Source organism: Streptomyces sp. NPDC048338, from assembly GCF_043201055.1.
GTDB lineage: Bacteria > Actinomycetota > Actinomycetes > Streptomycetales > Streptomycetaceae > Streptomyces.
This window is the reverse complement of sequence record NZ_JBICYQ010000002.1, coordinates 224,375-239,566: the sequence shown is the minus strand read 5'-3', so window position 1 is coordinate 239,566 and position 15,192 is coordinate 224,375. Positions and strand designations below refer to the sequence as shown.

At 72.6% G+C, this 15,192-nt stretch carries 18 protein-coding genes; 9 read left to right on the top strand and 9 right to left on the bottom strand.

Annotation, left to right across the window (positions count from 1 at the left end; genetic code table 11):
• Positions 1-32: 32 nt before the first annotated feature.
• From ACGFZF_RS05585 to ACGFZF_RS05565, 5 genes are all read left to right on the top strand, one after another.
• Positions 33-749, top strand: coding sequence for a TetR/AcrR family transcriptional regulator (locus ACGFZF_RS05585; RefSeq protein ID WP_393551226.1), 717 nt, complete (start codon positions 33-35; stop codon positions 747-749).
• A gap of 196 nt (positions 750-945) precedes the next feature.
• The gene (locus tag ACGFZF_RS05580) at positions 946-1,416 is read left to right on the top strand and encodes a hypothetical protein (RefSeq protein WP_393551225.1); all 471 of its coding nucleotides are present in this window, start codon (positions 946-948) and stop codon (positions 1,414-1,416) included.
• 11 nt (positions 1,417-1,427) lie between these two features.
• The gene (locus ACGFZF_RS05575; protein ID WP_393551224.1) at positions 1,428-2,885 is read left to right on the top strand and encodes a hypothetical protein; all 1,458 of its coding nucleotides are present in this window, start codon (positions 1,428-1,430) and stop codon (positions 2,883-2,885) included.
• A 109-nt stretch (positions 2,886-2,994) separates the two neighbouring features.
• Entirely contained in the window at positions 2,995-3,603 is a 609-nt protein-coding gene (locus ACGFZF_RS05570) for a hypothetical protein (protein ID WP_393551223.1), read from the top strand.
• 151 nt (positions 3,604-3,754) lie between these two features.
• A complete protein-coding gene (locus ACGFZF_RS05565) occupies positions 3,755-4,600 on the top strand; it encodes a histidine kinase (RefSeq protein ID WP_393551222.1) in 846 nt (281 codons plus the stop codon).
• 108 nt (positions 4,601-4,708) lie between these two features.
• Here the strand turns inward: ACGFZF_RS05565 and ACGFZF_RS05560 are convergent, their stop codons facing one another.
• Positions 4,709-4,993 (bottom strand): DUF3253 domain-containing protein, encoded by a 285-nt coding sequence (locus tag ACGFZF_RS05560; protein ID WP_393551221.1) that lies wholly within the window; start codon positions 4,991-4,993, stop codon positions 4,709-4,711.
• A gap of 477 nt (positions 4,994-5,470) precedes the next feature.
• On the opposite strand from ACGFZF_RS05560, the gene ACGFZF_RS05555 reads away from it, so the two are divergent.
• From ACGFZF_RS05555 to ACGFZF_RS05545, 3 genes are all read left to right on the top strand, one after another.
• Positions 5,471-6,121, top strand: coding sequence for a DUF4360 domain-containing protein (locus ACGFZF_RS05555; protein ID WP_356776997.1), 651 nt, complete (start codon positions 5,471-5,473; stop codon positions 6,119-6,121).
• Positions 6,122-6,291: 170 nt separating this feature from the next.
• The gene (locus ACGFZF_RS05550) at positions 6,292-6,591 is read left to right on the top strand and encodes a hypothetical protein (protein ID WP_393551220.1); all 300 of its coding nucleotides are present in this window, start codon (positions 6,292-6,294) and stop codon (positions 6,589-6,591) included.
• 89 nt (positions 6,592-6,680) lie between these two features.
• Positions 6,681-7,187 carry a hypothetical protein gene (locus ACGFZF_RS05545; protein ID WP_393551219.1) on the top strand — a complete coding sequence of 169 codons (507 nt, stop codon included), beginning with the start codon at positions 6,681-6,683 and terminating at the stop codon, positions 7,185-7,187.
• A 148-nt stretch (positions 7,188-7,335) separates the two neighbouring features.
• Here the strand turns inward: ACGFZF_RS05545 and ACGFZF_RS05540 are convergent, their stop codons facing one another.
• The 3 genes from ACGFZF_RS05540 to ACGFZF_RS05530 all read right to left on the bottom strand — a co-directional run bounded on the left by ACGFZF_RS05540 (position 7,336) and on the right by ACGFZF_RS05530 (position 9,572).
• Positions 7,336-8,553, bottom strand: a complete 1,218-nt coding sequence (locus ACGFZF_RS05540; protein ID WP_393551218.1) for a phosphatidylserine/phosphatidylglycerophosphate/cardiolipin synthase family protein — start codon at positions 8,551-8,553, stop codon at positions 7,336-7,338.
• A gap of 116 nt (positions 8,554-8,669) precedes the next feature.
• The gene (locus ACGFZF_RS05535) at positions 8,670-8,981 is read right to left on the bottom strand and encodes a hypothetical protein (RefSeq protein ID WP_393551217.1); all 312 of its coding nucleotides are present in this window, start codon (positions 8,979-8,981) and stop codon (positions 8,670-8,672) included.
• A 144-nt stretch (positions 8,982-9,125) separates the two neighbouring features.
• Positions 9,126-9,572 carry a pyridoxamine 5'-phosphate oxidase family protein gene (locus tag ACGFZF_RS05530; protein ID WP_393551216.1) on the bottom strand — a complete coding sequence of 149 codons (447 nt, stop codon included), beginning with the start codon at positions 9,570-9,572 and terminating at the stop codon, positions 9,126-9,128.
• Between the two features lie 173 nt (positions 9,573-9,745).
• Between ACGFZF_RS05530 and ACGFZF_RS05525 the strand changes: the two genes are divergently transcribed.
• The gene (locus ACGFZF_RS05525) at positions 9,746-10,291 is read left to right on the top strand and encodes an SRPBCC family protein (RefSeq protein WP_393551215.1); all 546 of its coding nucleotides are present in this window, start codon (positions 9,746-9,748) and stop codon (positions 10,289-10,291) included.
• 202 nt (positions 10,292-10,493) lie between these two features.
• Here ACGFZF_RS05525 and ACGFZF_RS05520 read toward each other — a convergent pair whose 3' ends face one another.
• The 5 genes from ACGFZF_RS05520 to ACGFZF_RS05500 form a co-directional block, all read right to left on the bottom strand.
• The gene (locus tag ACGFZF_RS05520) at positions 10,494-10,919 is read right to left on the bottom strand and encodes an SsgA family sporulation/cell division regulator (protein ID WP_393551214.1); all 426 of its coding nucleotides are present in this window, start codon (positions 10,917-10,919) and stop codon (positions 10,494-10,496) included.
• A gap of 150 nt (positions 10,920-11,069) precedes the next feature.
• Positions 11,070-11,243 (bottom strand): hypothetical protein, encoded by a 174-nt coding sequence (locus ACGFZF_RS05515; RefSeq protein ID WP_393551213.1) that lies wholly within the window; start codon positions 11,241-11,243, stop codon positions 11,070-11,072.
• A gap of 77 nt (positions 11,244-11,320) precedes the next feature.
• Positions 11,321-13,015: a cation acetate symporter gene (locus ACGFZF_RS05510; RefSeq protein ID WP_393551212.1), complete on the bottom strand. Its 1,695-nt coding sequence runs from the start codon at positions 13,013-13,015 to the stop codon at positions 11,321-11,323.
• Entirely contained in the window at positions 13,015-13,341 is a 327-nt protein-coding gene (locus ACGFZF_RS05505) for a hypothetical protein (protein ID WP_393551211.1), read from the bottom strand. The genes ACGFZF_RS05510 and ACGFZF_RS05505 overlap by 1 nt, the downstream gene beginning before the upstream one ends.
• Positions 13,342-13,660: 319 nt before the next feature.
• The gene (locus ACGFZF_RS05500; protein ID WP_393551210.1) at positions 13,661-14,962 is read right to left on the bottom strand and encodes a PucR family transcriptional regulator; all 1,302 of its coding nucleotides are present in this window, start codon (positions 14,960-14,962) and stop codon (positions 13,661-13,663) included.
• Positions 14,963-15,192 lie beyond the last annotated feature (230 nt).

The following is a 15,192-nucleotide window of genomic DNA, read 5'->3' as shown; positions in this document are numbered from 1 at the left end:
GATGGCTTCGACAAGGCGAGCGGAGGAGAAGCGTGGGCGACCAGCACGCCGATGTGGTGCGACTGCTGTGGGGGCCGCGCCCGCAGCCGAAGCGGGGCCCCAGGCCGGCGCTCGATCTGGACCGGATCGCGCGGGCCGGGATCGAGATCGCCGACGCGGAGGGCCTGGCCGACGTCTCCATGCAGCGGGTCGCGGAGCGACTCGGCGTCACCAAGATGGCCCTGTACCGGTACGTGCCGGGAAAGGCCGAACTGGTCGCGCTGATGGTGGAAGGCGCGATCGGTGCCTTTCCGGTGGAGGCGACGCCGCAGGGCGACTGGCGGGAGCAGCTCGAAGACTGGGCGCGGCGCCTGTTCGCCGCCTTCCACCGGCACCCGTGGTCGCTCGACGCCACCGTCGGAGTGCGGATCCCCGGCCCCGGGGAACTCTCCTGGATGGAGCGCGCCATCTCCGCGCTGGACGGCACGGGACTGAGCGGGGCGGAGCGGATGGACGCGGCCGTGCTGCTCGTCGGTCATGTGCGCGGCATCACCCAGCAAGCCCGCGCGGCCGGCCCGTCGAGCAACCCGGAGGCTCAACTCGGCACCGTGCTGGCTGAGTTGATGCGGGTCCACGGCGAGCGGTTCCCCGCCCTCACCGAGGCCTTCGCCTCGGCGGCGCAGACCGGCGGACAGGACCAGGCGTGGGAGTTCGGACTGCAGCGCATCCTGGACGGCCTGGCCGTCCTCGTCGACCGACGCACCCCCTGACCACGGGGCGGGCGCGGCGGGGGCGTCGGGCGCGGCGGATACGGAACGCGCGGTGGTGGCGGCTGCGACCTGGCCGACCGCCCCCGGACGCGGTCAACCGCCCCCGCTGCCGGAATGGGTGGCTCCTGCGGAGGATCACCGCGTGACCTTGCGTCCCGGCCACCACCCCGGAACCATACGATGCACCTGCAAATCGATGATCATTCTGTCATGGGGGCACAGCGGTATGGGTTTTGACGAGGACTGGGACGGCATCCGGTCCGGCGCACCGGCGCGAACCCACGACGGCATGCGGCCGGCCGGGACCGATCCGCGCGACGCCACCGGACCGGCGGGCGGAGCACCCGATCTCGCCACCGCACCGGCGAAGAAGAAGGCCGCGGCCCACACGATCGAGACCGAGCTGGAGCCCCGCACCGGCAAGGCCGCCCGGTGCGCCGACGCCGCCACCGCCGAGGCCGTCGCCGCTTTCGACGGCTGGGCGACCGCGGGCGGCCTGAAGACCGTCGAGGCCACCTGGGACAAGCAGGTCAAGACGCTCCTCGCCCGGCTCGCCACCGAGAGGGACGCCCTGCGCGGCACAGCGGTCGCCTTCGGCCGCCAGGAGCTGGACACCCGTACCCGTATCGCGGGCGTCGGGCCGGCCTCGCGCATCGAACGGTACTGAGGGGGCGGACCGTGCCGACGTACGCCGAGATCATGGCCACCGACCTGGACAAGCTCGCCGACGCCGCCGACAAGTGGGACGAGATGGCGGGTGAACTGCACAAGGTCGAGGAGCGCTACCGCGACAGCGTCCAGTCGCTGCCGACGGCCCCGGCCTGGCTGGGCGAGAGCGCGACCGCCGCCCACGCCCTCTTCGCCGCCACGCGCTACGAATACCAGGCGGCGCAGACGCAGGCCAAGGCCACCTCGACCCTTCTGCGCAACGCACACGAGCAGTTCTCGCAGCTCAGGAAGCAGTTGGAGAACGCACGCGCCGACGCCGTCGCGGCCGGCATGAAGGTCTCCGAACAGGGCAGGGTCGCGTACGACCACGGCCGCCTCACGCCGCAGGAACGCAGCGCCCTGCACCATGATCCGGACGGCGCCCAGAGCGTCCGGGACGCCGAGGCGTCGTGGGCGGAACACCTGGAGGCCTCCGTCAAGGCCTTCGACGTCGCGGACCAGGACCTGAAGAAGGACCTGGAGGCCGTGGTCCGGGACGGGTACGGCAACAAGGGCGACGGGACGCTCGGCACCGGATTCAACGGCGACGCGGGCCGGGTCGCCACGGCCGACGACAAGGCCGAGGACGACCGGACGAACCTCGCCTGGCTCAGGATGCGTGATGACGAGACGCTCGACGACTACGTCCGGCGGCTGCAGCGCGACGGCCTCGCGAGACTCACCGGAAACGAGCAACTGGCCGATCTGGTCGCCAAGTTCACCAAGGGCACGATCACGGCCGGCGCGTTCGCGAGCGCCCTGACCGCGGCCGGCCTGTACTCGTACAAGCTGTCCAAGGCGCTCCGGCCGCCGTTCGTCCACCCGACCGCGCCCGGCACCTTCCTGTCCCGGCAGTTCAACATGCGCCTGGCCGGGGCGGCTCCGGGCAGCATGCTCAGCAAGGTGCCGCCGGGCCTCGCCACCGCCCTGACCGGCTCCGACGAGGCCGCCATGTTCGGCGGTTTCCTGCGCAACGGCGCCTTCTTCATGCCGACCGCGGCCGAGGCCGACCTCGTGAAGGTGGCGCAGAACGGCGGCCTCGCCAACGCGGCGAAGGCGGCCGGCTGGCTGCGCGGTGCCGGCGTCGTCGGCGGCGTGGCCGCCACCGCGTACGGAGTGGCCAACCTCGCCACGTACGACACGGACATGATCAAGGCCGATCCGGCGAAGTTCGCCTCGGACCTCAGCGGGACAGCCTTCAGCGCGTCGATGACGGCGCTGACGGTGGCCCCGAACCCGGTCACCCTCGGGCTCGCCGTCGGTACGGGTGTCGTCTACGCCGGAGCACTGATCTGGGACAACCACGAAGCCATCGGCAAAGGTCTGGAGGAGGCCGGGGACTGGATCGGCGACACCGCCTCCGACGTCGGCTCCGGGATCGCGGACGGCGCGAGGAGACTGGGCGGTGCGCTCAACCCGTTCGACTGAGCCGTTCGACCGAGCGCGCCGGCCGACCCCTCCGACCGAACCGCCCGACCCGTCCGACCGAACCCTCCGTCCGACCCGTCCGACCAAGCAGACATCCTGGGAAGCCCGCATGCACACCGATGTGACACCGTTCGACCTTCACGCGTGGAAGGAAGGGAACCGTCACGACCACCGCGCGGGCTGGAAGGGGGTCTCGCCGGAGTTCGGCGAGATCACGCTGACCTGCCCGCTCCCCCGCACCGCGCCCGAGTCGATCGTCTCGGAGGTGCGCGGCGGCCTGCTCCCGACCGCGTCCTTCGAGGCGCGCGGGATGCACGTGGAGGGGATCAGGCTGCCGACCCTGAACCGGTCCACACTCCGGGTCGGCGACCGCGTCGTGTACGTGAACCGGAACCGTTTCGGCGCCACCCTCGAACAGCGCGCCCTGACCATGCGGTACGCCGGCGACCACTACCGGCTCGCGGCCCTCGACAAGCGCGGCTACGTGCTGACCCGCCGACCCGACGCGGAGGACCCCGGCGTCACCGTCACCGTCCGCGAGTCGGGGCGCGGGAGCCGCCGCCGGCTCTCCGTCCGGGTCGCGGGACGCGCCGAGGGCGGAGACCTGGCGCTCGGGCTGATCTTCGCCGGCGTCGACCGCTCGACGCTGACGCGGGTCGGTGCGGTGAAGGCGGGCCTCTCGCGCGTCACCCACTTCTGGGCCGAATCGCAGTACTGACCCGGTACCGGCCCTCCGCCGCGATCCGAGTTCCGTACCGCCCGCCCCGCACACCCCGCCCCTTTCTCCGTCCACCGGTTCCACCCCGCCGCCCCCGCTTCCCGCCCTGACCGCGCTGACCGCCTTGACCGCCCTACCGAGTGAGCGACTGATGCCTTCCTTCGACGTGACCCGATCCCGTTTCCGGCTGTCCGACGACGACGTCCTCGTCCTCGCCCAGCTCGCGACCGGCCGGCCGGTCCCGGAGTCCCTGGCGCCCGCCGCGGCGCGGCTGCGGGACTGCGGTCTCACGAACGACGCCGGGGAGCTGTCCGCGCTCCTGCTGCCCCTCATGCGGACCGTCGTCCAGCCGTCGGTGATCGTCTCCCTGGAGGCGGGAGGCCGGCAGGGCATCCTCCACCACGGCCTGTTGATCGGCGACGACCACGTCGTCCGCCACGAGACCTGGCCCGGCCAGGAGGAGGCGGAGTACCGGCTCGTGGAGCCGAGGACGGCCGTGTGGACGCTCGCCGACCTCGTCGGTCTACAGCGGTCGGGACTCGCGGAGCCCGACGAGGAGGAGGTCGTGGAGACGACCGTGGGCGCTCTGGAGGCGGGGCTCGCGGCCCTGGAGAAGGCCGCGGGCACACCCGGCGCGGAGGAGCGGACCGCGGTCTCCGCGGCACTCGGCGCGGCGGGGGCGACGGACGCCGTCTCCGCCCGGCTCGCGGAGCTGATCGTGGAGCTGCGCTCCAACTGGCGTATGACCGCCGCCTGGCAGGGCCTGGAGGGCGGTGTACGGGGTGTGGCGGCCCGCACGGTCGCCGCCTGGGACTGCGGTCCGCTCGGCTCGTGGCTGCGGGAGCTGCCCGCCGAGCCGGTGACGGAGGGCGGGGCCGGCGCGGGCAGCCCGTTCCGGCTGCGGCGCGTCGCCCCGAAGCGGATCTGGCAGGAGCTGACCTCGCTGCTCCCGGACGGCGCGGAACTCGTCCGCGAGCCCGCCCCGCCGCAGGCCTGACCACGCCCGGCCACCGGGCGCGGGCAGGTGCGGGCGCGGGTCGGCGGGGCCGTGGAGGGGACGGCGGGCCGCGGAGGCCGGCCGCACCGGGAGCCCGCTGGTGGGGTGTCAGCCGGTCAGGCGGATACGGATCGGGCCGCGGGCCTTCGCCGGCTCGACCGGGCGGCCGTTCTGGGTGATCTCCACCTCGCCGGCCTCGACCAGCCGCCGGGCCGCTCGGCGGGCCGGTTCCATCAGATCGCGCCAGCCGTCCCCGTCTCCCGTGTACACCGCCCGCGCGGCGTCGGAGGGACAGATCGTCGCGCTCGGGGCACGACGGTCCAGCAGCTCCAGGATGGCCCGCTCCAAGCGCCGCTCGGTCTGCCGTTCGGTCTGCCGTTCGCCGTCCGTCACTCCACCAGTGTCCCCCCGCCGATGCGGGGCACGGGGACGGGCGACCACCCGTGCTCCCCAGGAGCGTCCCGTCGATGTCTCCGGGCTCACGGCGCCGCGCCGGCTGATCCGTCGAGGGGCACATGGGGCGCCCGGTACGTGTGAGGCGCCAGGGGCGTCACCCGCTGTTCCGAGCCAAGGGAAAGCCCTTTCACCAGGCCATAGTTGGCCGGGCGACCACCTGTCCTGCCGCGTCAGGGCTTCTAGCATTCGACCACCCCCGCCCGCACCGGTGGGGCGCCCGGGGACAGTGCCTGACATGTGCATGATGCTTCAACCGTTGTCGGCTGCACTACCCCTTCGCACCCTCGATGTCCTCGATCCATCGCACCAGGTCCGTGACGGCCGCCCCGTTGGCGCGCCGCACCCCCCGCCCCGCGACCGGGCGCACCCGTGCGCCCGCGCTCGCCCGGCACCGAAGCACTGGATGGGAGAACCATGAGAGTCCCCCTGCTGGTCAGCGGAGCGATCGCCGCTCTGTTCGCCTCGGCCCTGCCCGCGCAAGCAGGCCCGTCGTCGATCGTCGACCCGCCTCCGGACAGGATCGTCATCGACATCGCCACCGTGAACGGGTCCGGCTGCCCCCTCGGCACCGCGGCCATCGCCGTGTCCGAGGACAACACGGCCTTCACCGTCACGTACAGCGAGTACCTGGCCCAGGTGGGCGGCAACTCCTCCCCGACGGCGGCCCGCAGGAACTGCCAGCTCAACCTCCTGGTGCACGTGCCCCAGGGCTTCACCTACGCGATCGCCAGCGCCGACTACCGCGGCTACGCGTCGCTCCGCCCCGGTGCGAGCAGCACCGAGAAGGCGTCGTACTACTTCCAGGGCTCGCCGAACACCGCGTCCCGGACGCACACCTTCCGGGGCCCGTACGAGGACAACTGGCAGGCCACCGACGACACCGACTGGGCGCAGCTCGTGTGGGCGCCGTGCGGCGTGCAGCGGAACTTCAACATCAACACCGAACTCCGGGTGAACGCCGGCACGTCGAACCCGGCCACCACCAGCTACATGACCATGGACTCCACCGACGGCGACATCAGCACCGTCTACCACCTCGCATGGAAGGAGTGCCCCGGACGCTGACGCCGCGCAGCCCCGGCCGGGTTCCCCCTTCCCGGCCGGGGCTCCTCCTCCCCCGCCCGGGTCGCCGACTGGTCCCCGCGACGGGATGGAGAGACGCTGGAGGTACGGGCCTCCGGGTGTGAACCGCGCGCCTCTGGCAGCGCCTGCCCGGGCCGAGAAAGGCCGCCATCATGCGTATGTTGTTGAAGGTCCACATGGACACGCAGATGTCCAACGAGGCCATCAAGCGGGGCACGCTCCAGAAGACGGTGGAGAAGGCGATGGAGGCGATACGCCCCGAGGCCGCGTACTTCACCACCGAGAACGGCAACCGAACGGCGTACATCTTCTTCGACCTGGCCGAGTCCGCCGACATGCCGAAGACCGCGGAGCCCTTCTTCCTGGAGCTGGGCGCGAAGATCTCGTACACCCCGGTGATGAACGGCGAGGACCTGGCGAAGGGGCTGGCCGCCATGGAGATCAGCCGCTGAACCGCCCACGGCGGCGCACGGCGGCACGAGACCGGCGCGGAACGCGGACGGGTACGGGTACGGATCCGTGGTCGGGGCACACGGGTCTCATGCGCGGACAACACGCACGTCCCACGAGCACCCTGTTCGGGCCCGCCTCCACGGGCGGCACATCGGCACCTGGCCACAGCGGCCCCAGGCACTCACGTCCGGGCCGGCTCCGTGGACGGCTCCGGCGCCGGATCCTGGCCTACCGGGCGATCGACTTCCTGTCCACACACCTCCCGGGAGCGTCCGGGCCCGGCGAGGAACGCCTGCTGCTCGTCCACATCCGGCAGGTCGTCGGCCAGGTCCACTACCGGATCTGTGCCGACTGCGCCGAGGGCGTCATCACCGCCGTCGACATCGAGGAGCGCTTCCACAGCACCGGCCTGGGCACCCGGGCGCTCTCGCACCTGCGCTCCCGCCACCCGGGGATCACCTGGCGCAGCACATCGCACGCACGCACCACGCGTGACCTCCTGCGCCGCATGCGCATCCGCACGACCACCGCCTCTGCCGTGACCTGCGCCCATGAGCCGGGGCCGCACGAGGGCGAATCCTGGTCCGCCGGGTGATGCCCACGCACACGACGGGACGAGTCCGCCCCTCGACCGCATCCTTTCGGTCCGATCGGGGTGTGGACCGGCAGAACCGGGGCAGTCGCTGTGCAGGTCCGGCGTTCCCCTCCCCCCTGGGGCGCCGGGCCGCATCCGTGTGCGCGGTCTAGAGGAAGCGTCTGACGGGAACGACCACCGCCTCCCGCAGCCGCTGCGCGGCCGCCCGCCGCCTCCAGCGATGCAGGTCGATCGTCACGCTGCGTTCGAGGTCCGCGTCGTAGTCCTGATCGAGGGTGGCGGTGAAGTCCTCGTCCAGGACGGCGAGCATCACCTCCTCGTCGTGGTCCATGGAGCGGCGGTTGAAGTTGGTGGAACCGATCAGTGACGCCACGCCGTCCACGGTGATGATCTTGGCGTGCATCATCGTGGGCTGGTACTGCCGGATGGACACGCCCGCCTCCAGGAGGCGGGAGTAATGGTGCTGCCCGGCGAGCTGGCACGCGCGCTGGTCGGTGTGGGGGCCGGGCAGCAGGATCTCCACCGTGACGCCGCGACGGGCGGTGGCGCACAGCAGGTCGATGAAGTAGGTGTCCGGGGCGAAGTAGGCCGTGGCCAGGCGGAAGCGCCGTTCGGCCGAGGTCAGCATCACGCGGATCAGGGTCTGCATGTCCTGCCAGCCGAAACTGGCCGAGCCGCGCACGACCTGCACGGTCGAGGTCCCGACCTGGGCGTGTTCGGTGAACCGGTCGCGGTCGTCGAAGAGTTCGTCGTGACACTCGGCCCAGTTCTGCGCGAAGGCGGCGGCGATCCCGTCCACGGCCGGGCCGCGGACCTGCACGTGGGTGTCTCGCCACTCGCCGGGGCCGCGGGCGTCACCGCACCATTCCTCCGCGATGCCCACGCCTCCGGTGAAGGCCGTGTTCTCGTCGACGATCAGGGCCTTGCGGTGGCAGCGGTGGTTCTGCTTGAGCGGCGACAGCCACATCGGTCTGCGGAACCAGGCGACCTGGACCCCGGCGCTGCCCATGGCGTCGAGCAGGCTCGGTTCGATCTCCTTGGCGCCGAAGCCGTCGAGCAGCAGGCGCACCCGTACTCCGTCCCGGGCCCGGTCGGCGAGCGCGTCGGCGAAGTCGCGGGCGATCTGGCCGCGCCAGTACACGAAGGTCATCATGTCGATGGTGTGCTCGGCGCCGCGTATCGCACCGAGCATCGCGGGGAAGATCGCATCGCCGTTGCGCAGCGGCAGGAGTTCGTTGCCTTCGGTGGCCGCTATGCCGATCAGGCGCTCCAGCCGCCGGCGAAGGCGCTGCTTGCGAGCCTGCACATCGTCACGGGGCTCCTGACCGATGTCATCGGTGGGTTCCGCGTTCTCCAGGATGCTCATGCGGTGCCTTTCAGCGGCTGAGGATGGGGTGTCCGTCCGAGTCGGGCCGCGGCGCGGGCCGCTCCGGCGAGCTCGGACGGTGTGGTCTGGGTCGGCGGGGCGCCGGCCGGGTGGCGTCAGTCGTCCGGCGCGGCCGGACCGTCGCGCCGGCCCGCCACCCGCTCGGCTGGGCCCTTCTTCCACCACGGCGTGCCGCGCTCGCCGAGGGCGGCTTTCGCCTGCCGTACGCGCTTCCGCGCCGCGCCCTCGGCTTCCGGGTCGTGAGCGCGCCGGGCGTGGGCGACCGCCCTGCGAGCCGCGATGAGGTGGCCCCGCGGCCGGTCCTGGGCGTCGTCGGGCACCGAGGGGGCGGTGGCACGCCGACGCCGGACGTCGACGACGGCGTAGTGGCCGTCGGGGGTGACGGCCGTCGGGGAGTTCCTTGTCACCGAGTGCGGTTGCCCGCTCCGCGTGGCGGCCAATCCTGCCGGGTCGGCGTGCGGCTCGGACGAGAGCGCCAGGTGCCCGGGCCCGACCCGGGCGGCGGCCTGTACACCCGAGGAGGGCTCACGGATGCGTGCGGGCCGGACCCCTCACCACGGCCCGGACGTCTCCCGCATGACCGCGGCAGGAGTACGGAAGTCACCGAGCCGCGCCCACGCGATCCTCACGCGCACGACGACGATCTCGGGGTCATGGAGGGAGGACGCGAACTGGGGGAAGGCGGCCTCGTAGGCACCGGCGCACCGCTCCCGCTCTTCACCGGACGGGATGTCGGCCAGCCCCTCCAGCTGGAGCGTCACCCCCTCCCGGCCACCGACGACCACCGCCACGCGGCCGTCCCGGCGCACGTTGGCCACCTTGCGTGAGACCTCCCGGGCGTCCAGCACGAGTTCGCCGCCGTCGGTGATCGCCAGTGTGAGGTACGCCGACTGCGGAGCACCCCGGGGCCCGAGCGTGGAGAGCACGCCGTCCCCGTGCTCACGGACGAACGCCACCACCGCGTCGCGGTCCAGGGGATTGTCGAGGAACTCCGTCACGAGGGAGATGCTAGGGGGTGTCTTGACGACGCGGCGCGGGGGCACCTCCCGAGCGGGCAGGCCGGCCGGCGTGCCCGGCGACCGCGAGCATGATGTGTGAATGAGTCACTCCGGTCCGGGTACGCGGCGCAGTGAGACCGAATGAGCGGCGGAGCCGCGAAGGAGGAGAACTCATGAGCATGGTGAAGGAAACCATCGACGTCGACGTCCCCCTGCGCCACGTCTACAACCAGTGGACGCAGTTCGAGGACTTCCCGAGTTTCATGGAAGGCGTCGAGGACGTCCGGCAACTCGACGACGAGCACTGCCACTGGAGGACGAAGATCGCCGGGGTCAGGCGGGAGTTCGACACCGAGATCGTCGACCAGCTGCCGGACGAGCGCATCTCGTGGCGCACGGTCGACGGTGATGTGCGGCAGAAGGGTGTCGTCACCTTCCAGCAGCTCGACCCCGCGCACACGCGGGTGAGTCTGGCCATGGACTTCCAGCCCGAGGGGATGGCGGAGAAGACCGGTGACGCGCTCGGGGTGCTCGACCGGCGGGTCAAGGGCGATCTGAAGCGGTTCAAGGGCTTCATCGAGGAGCGCGGCCGCGAGAGCGGCGGGTGGCGCGGCCGGATCTCCCCGGGCGGGACCGACGCGGGCCGGCCGCAGATGGGCGGACCGCAGGCGACGCCGGGATCGCTCCCGATCGACCCCGACGACATGCGACATGGCTGACCTTCCCGATTTCTCGTAGCGGTTCTCCGGGCTCTCTCGAGAGCCCGGAGTGGACGCCCCCGGGTGCTTCGCGCACGCGGGGGCGTTCGGCATGGCGCCGCGGGACGGGTACGTGGCCGGGGTGTCCTTCCGTCGACCCGCCTGCGTCGAGTGTCCCGGGGGGACGTTCCGGGGGACGGTGCCGGCCGGCGGCGGAACGCCGTCAGCCGTCGAGGTGGTCGAGAAACGGCTGCCAGTCGATGTGCGCGCTCTCGCTGCCCGGCGGGACCAGCACGTAGGTCTGGCGCACCATCTCCACCAGGTGGTCGCGGTCCGCCAGAACGGTCGCGGTGTCACCGGGCGGGCCCAGACGCAGCAGGACCTTGCCGCCGCCGGTGGGCCGGAGGTGGAGGTCGCCCCTTCCGGTGGGGGTGTGGGCACCCGCGGTGATCATGTCGCGGTCGACACGCCAGACTGTGACGTCCCCGCCCAGGATGTGGAAGGCGATGCCCACGGTGAACGGGGCTCGGGAGCAGTAGCTGAGCGTGGTGTCGATCCTCACCGGCCGCAGAACGGTGAGGAGTTCGGTCGTCGTCGTCCGGGTGAGCGTCTGCGCGGGCGGAAGGCCGGCGGAGGCGGGCTGGGGCACGGTGTTCTCCGGCTTCGGGCGGGGGCGTGCGTCCCTGCGCTTCTCACCCGGGCGGCCTCCGTCACTCCACGCGATCGTGAAGTGACGGTGAGGGCCGCGTCGGGATTTCGTGAGGGCGGTCGACCACGTGGTGCGCGACCCGGCGCCGCATCAGAATCCGATGCGGTCCTTGCCCTTCTCCTTCAGTTGCCGGGCCTTGCCGCGGGCCTGCAGGGCCGCGCCCTTGGCGCCGGTGGTCCTCCTGCCCGTCAGGTGCGCCGTCTTGCGCATGACCTTCCCGACGACCTGCTCCAGTTGGGCCTTCGCCTTCTCTCGCGTGCTCATGTCCACCCTTTCGCAGAAGCTGCCCTTCGCCTTCCCGCTGGTCCGGAGGGGAAACGCCTGCCGCGAGTCGACCCGTTTCACGTCCGGCCGTGGCCCGGAGCCTCTCGTTCCGGCGCCTGCGCCATCCACCCGGCCGACATCTCCTCGGTCCGTTCCGTACGCTCCGCAAGCTCCGTGCGCTCCGTGCGCTCCGTGCCACGGCCGCCGGTGCCGGCGCCGGCGATGCTGCCGATCCAGCCCAGGACGAAGGCGGCGGGTATCGACACCAGGACGACCGTCTGGAGCGGGAACCAGTCGAAGTGCCGGTCGGGGAACAGCGCGAGGGGGTTGCCGGACGTGACGGGGCCGGACGCGAAGAGCCCGACGGCGCAGCCCAGTCCGCCGTACAGGGTCCAGAGCAGTCCGCGCCGGTTGTAGCGCCTCCAGCGGAACGCGTACACGAGCGCCGGGAGCAGGGTGGACGCCGCCACCGCCAGGGAGAGGGCGGTGAGGAACTGGATGTTCCATCCCTGGAACCAGACCGCCAGCGTGATGCTCAGCAGTCCGACGACGGCGGACCCCACGCGCGCGGCGGCCACTTCGCGGCCCTCGGTCGTCCGCCCTTGCCGCAAGGCGTGCGTGTAGAGGTCGTGCGCGATGGTGCCCGCCGCGGCCAGGGTGACGCTCGCGACGACCGCCAGCGTGGTGAGGAAGACCCCGGAGGCGACCAGGACGATGAGCAGGGCACCGCCGGCGTCGGTGGACGCGCCGCCGGCGAGTTCGCCGGCGGCCATCACCAGCGCGCCGTTGGCTCCGGGATCGGCGGTCAGGATCGCCGGCGTGCCGATCAGGGCCGCGGCCGCGAACCCCATGAGCACCGTGGCGCAGCAGAACGCGCCGACGATCGTGAGGGTGTGACGCACCGTGCGGCGGGCGTCGGCCTCGTCGGGCGCCGTGCCGAGCTGGGTGGCGACATGGGGCAGGCAGGCCACCCCGAGCACGATGGTGAGGACGAGGCCGACGAAGTCGAGGGTCGGTTCGGCGCTGCCGGCGAAGCGCAGTCCCGGGCTCAGGTAGGCGGCGGGCCGGCCGCTTCCCTGGCGGGCGGCGTCGATGAGCGCGTCGGTGCTCCAGTGGAAGCGGTGGAGCAGGACGACGGTGACGGCCAGGGCCATGCAGAGCAGGACCACCGTCTTGATCACCTGGATGGTGACGGTGCCGCGCATCCCGCCGAACGCCGTGGTGCAGACGACGAGGGTGCCGATCATCACGACGGCGGTCTTCTCGACCCCGGGGCCGGACAGTCCGAGCAGCGCGGCGGTGGTCACACCGGCCCCGGAGAGCTGCACGACGAGGTAGGGGACGCACGTACTCAGGGTGACCACGGCGACGGCGATCCGCGTCGCCCGCCCGGGAGCGTGCAGGGCGAACGTGTCGCCCAGGGTGTAGCCCGCATGCCGGCGCAGGGGGCGGGCGAGCAGCAGGAGCACCCCGAGCGAGAGGACGGTGCACAGGGCGATGAAGAGGCCGTCGTAGCCGTAGACCGCGACGCTGCCCGTGGTGCCGAGGACGGTGGCGGAGGAGAGGTAGACGCCGGAGAGGACGAGGGCGCCGCGCAGGGGACGCAGGGTGCGGCCCGCCGTGTAGAAGTCGTTGACGCGGTCCCTCGGAGGGCCGCTGAGGACGCAGAGGAACAGGACGGGCACGATGAAGGTCACGAAGCACCCGAAGATCAGTGTCCGGTTGCCGAGGTCGAGCGGGCCCGGTGCGGCGAGCAGGACGTCCGGTGCCATCACCACCCTCCCCTCGTACGGGCCGTGAAGTGTCCGCCCGGGTCGGGAGTCGCGGGGCGGGACTCCGCCGGGGTGTCCCTCTGGGCGGCCGGTACGTCCGTACGCCGGTCGAAGCGCGCCGCCGTGACGACCAGCAGCACCGTCTGGAAAAGGAGCGCGGTCACGCCGAATCCGGCCCCGCCACGGTGGGGAGCGGCCATGACGTCGGTGGTGCAGACGAGCAGGACGTGAACGGCGAAGGTCGATCCGTTGATCACCGCGAAGGCGAGGCCGGGGCGGCGGTGCGGGGAGGGCTGGGGAGGTGGGGATGTGAGCGGGTGGGGCATCGCGGTCTCTCCTGGCGGGCGGGGGCGCGGCTGCGTCGCCCCTGAACGACGCCCACCACAGCAGTCGCGTCCGCGGACCTCCATACGCCGGCCCGGCCCCGCTGCCCGCTCCCAGTCCCGGGTGGGTGCGGTTGTGCCGGCGCCCAGTGGGACGGGCCGGCCGCCGCGGGAGCGGGGAACGGCACGCGGATCACGTCGGCCGGCGGGCGGTGCGGGTCCGGCCGGCGCGGGTCCTGTCGGTGGATCGGCCGGCACGCGGCTCGGGTCGGATCCGCTGACCGTCCGGCCCGGGTCGGATCCGCTGACCGTCCGATTCGGGTCAGATCCGCTGGCCGTCCGGCTCGGGTTCGGCAGTGCCCAGTGCCGCCGCCGGTCCGAGCAGCCGGTGGGCGTCCAACGCGAGGGTGAGGTGTACGAGATCGCGTGGCCGGGCCAGGGCGAGGCCCGTGATCTGCTCGAAGCGGCGCAGCCGGTTCAGGACGGTGTTGCGATGGCAGAACATGCGGCGCGCGGCCTGGGCGGTGGAGCCGCCGCTCTCGATCCAGACGTCCACGGTGTCGAGCAGCATCTCCCGGTCGACGGGGTCGAGGTCGTACAGCGGCCGGAGGACGCGCTGGGTGAGCGCGGCGGACAGGTCCGGTCGCGAGACCAGGAGTCCCTCGGGCAACCGGCCGTCGAGCCGGGCGATCTCCCCGTCGCTCCGGCAGGTGCGCAGGGCGAGCCCGGCCATGTCACGCGCCCTGGCCAGGCTTTCCAGCCCGGGGACGACGGGGCTGATCCCGATGCGCAGGCCCGGACCGGCCGCGAGGCCGGTCACGAACGTGTCCAGGGGACCGTCCGCGAGGTGGGCGACGAGCACGGCGCGGTGTCCCCATGCCTGGTGCAGGACGCGGACCCCGGCGATCTCCGGGGCGCCGCCGGGCAGGCGACCGTACGGCGGTGAAGCCTCGACGACCGCCACCGCGAAACGTCCGTCGAGCGGCAGGTCGAGCACGTCGGCGGCGCTCCGGGTGAACGCGGGTTCCCCTCGGGCCTCCAGCAAGGCGGCGAGGATCAGGCGGACGCGTTCGGCGTGCCGGCCCGCGACGCCTTCGACCGCCTGCCGGTAGGCGTCGGCGACCATGACGGCGTCCCGGTCGTTGCTCTTCCACACCATCTCGGCGACGTGCACGAGTCCGCGCGCTTCGCCGAGGCCGTCCCGTTCGACGACGCCGACGAGCCCGTTCCAGACGCCGGATCCGGCGACGCGGAAGGCGTGCAGCACCTCGTCGAGGGGGCGGCCCTGTTCCGCGCGGCGTATGCCGAGCTCCCGGGTGTAGCGCTCGACGTCCACGATCCTGCTCGGGTCGAGACCGGTCTCCAGCCCGTGGCGGATGCCGGTGCGGACCGTGGAGCGCACGTCGGAGGGGGCCAGTACCGGGTCGGCGTAGTAGGGGACTTCGGTGCGGATCCTCGCCACGACGCCGTCGGTGAAGTCGGTGCCGTAGGCGAGCAGGCTCCTGCACGCGCGGTCGAAGAGGAGCAGGGCCGAGGGGTCCGCGGCGCTGTCGGCCGACGGGGCGCCGAAGTCCGCGGGGAAGCCCCGGGGGCGGATGCTGCCGGCGGCGGAACCGTTGTGCATGGACGCTCCAGGTGGACGGCGGGCAGGTGCGCCGCGCACGGTGCCGTCATGGCGGCGCCGGTCGTGGCGCGTGCTTCCAGCGGGGCGATCACGGGCACGGACGTGCGCCCGCACCGCTCCCGGGGTCGCCATGCTAAGCGGTCGGTCAGGCCGAGGCGAGGGCTCGGCCGAATCGTGATGTCCCGGCCCGGAGCCCGGGCGGGGGCCGGATCCGTGGTGCCGCCGGTCGC

Coding starts and splice junctions, on each gene's coding strand:
- ACGFZF_RS05525 (WP_393551215.1), top strand. CDS start 9,746: ATGAGCATGGTGAAGGAAACCATCGACGTCGACGTCCCCCTGCGCCAC.
- ACGFZF_RS05500 (WP_393551210.1), bottom strand. CDS start 14,962: ATGCACAACGGTTCCGCCGCCGGCAGCATCCGCCCCCGGGGCTTCCCC.
- ACGFZF_RS05540 (WP_393551218.1), bottom strand. CDS start 8,553: ATGAGCATCCTGGAGAACGCGGAACCCACCGATGACATCGGTCAGGAG.
- ACGFZF_RS05570 (WP_393551223.1), top strand. CDS start 2,995: ATGCACACCGATGTGACACCGTTCGACCTTCACGCGTGGAAGGAAGGG.
- ACGFZF_RS05515 (WP_393551213.1), bottom strand. CDS start 11,243: ATGAGCACGCGAGAGAAGGCGAAGGCCCAACTGGAGCAGGTCGTCGGG.
- ACGFZF_RS05555 (WP_356776997.1), top strand. CDS start 5,471: ATGAGAGTCCCCCTGCTGGTCAGCGGAGCGATCGCCGCTCTGTTCGCC.
- ACGFZF_RS05550 (WP_393551220.1), top strand. CDS start 6,292: ATGCGTATGTTGTTGAAGGTCCACATGGACACGCAGATGTCCAACGAG.
- ACGFZF_RS05545 (WP_393551219.1), top strand. CDS start 6,681: ATGCGCGGACAACACGCACGTCCCACGAGCACCCTGTTCGGGCCCGCC.
- ACGFZF_RS05505 (WP_393551211.1), bottom strand. CDS start 13,341: ATGCCCCACCCGCTCACATCCCCACCTCCCCAGCCCTCCCCGCACCGC.
- ACGFZF_RS05565 (WP_393551222.1), top strand. CDS start 3,755: ATGCCTTCCTTCGACGTGACCCGATCCCGTTTCCGGCTGTCCGACGAC.
- ACGFZF_RS05580 (WP_393551225.1), top strand. CDS start 946: ATGATCATTCTGTCATGGGGGCACAGCGGTATGGGTTTTGACGAGGAC.
- ACGFZF_RS05510 (WP_393551212.1), bottom strand. CDS start 13,015: ATGGCACCGGACGTCCTGCTCGCCGCACCGGGCCCGCTCGACCTCGGC.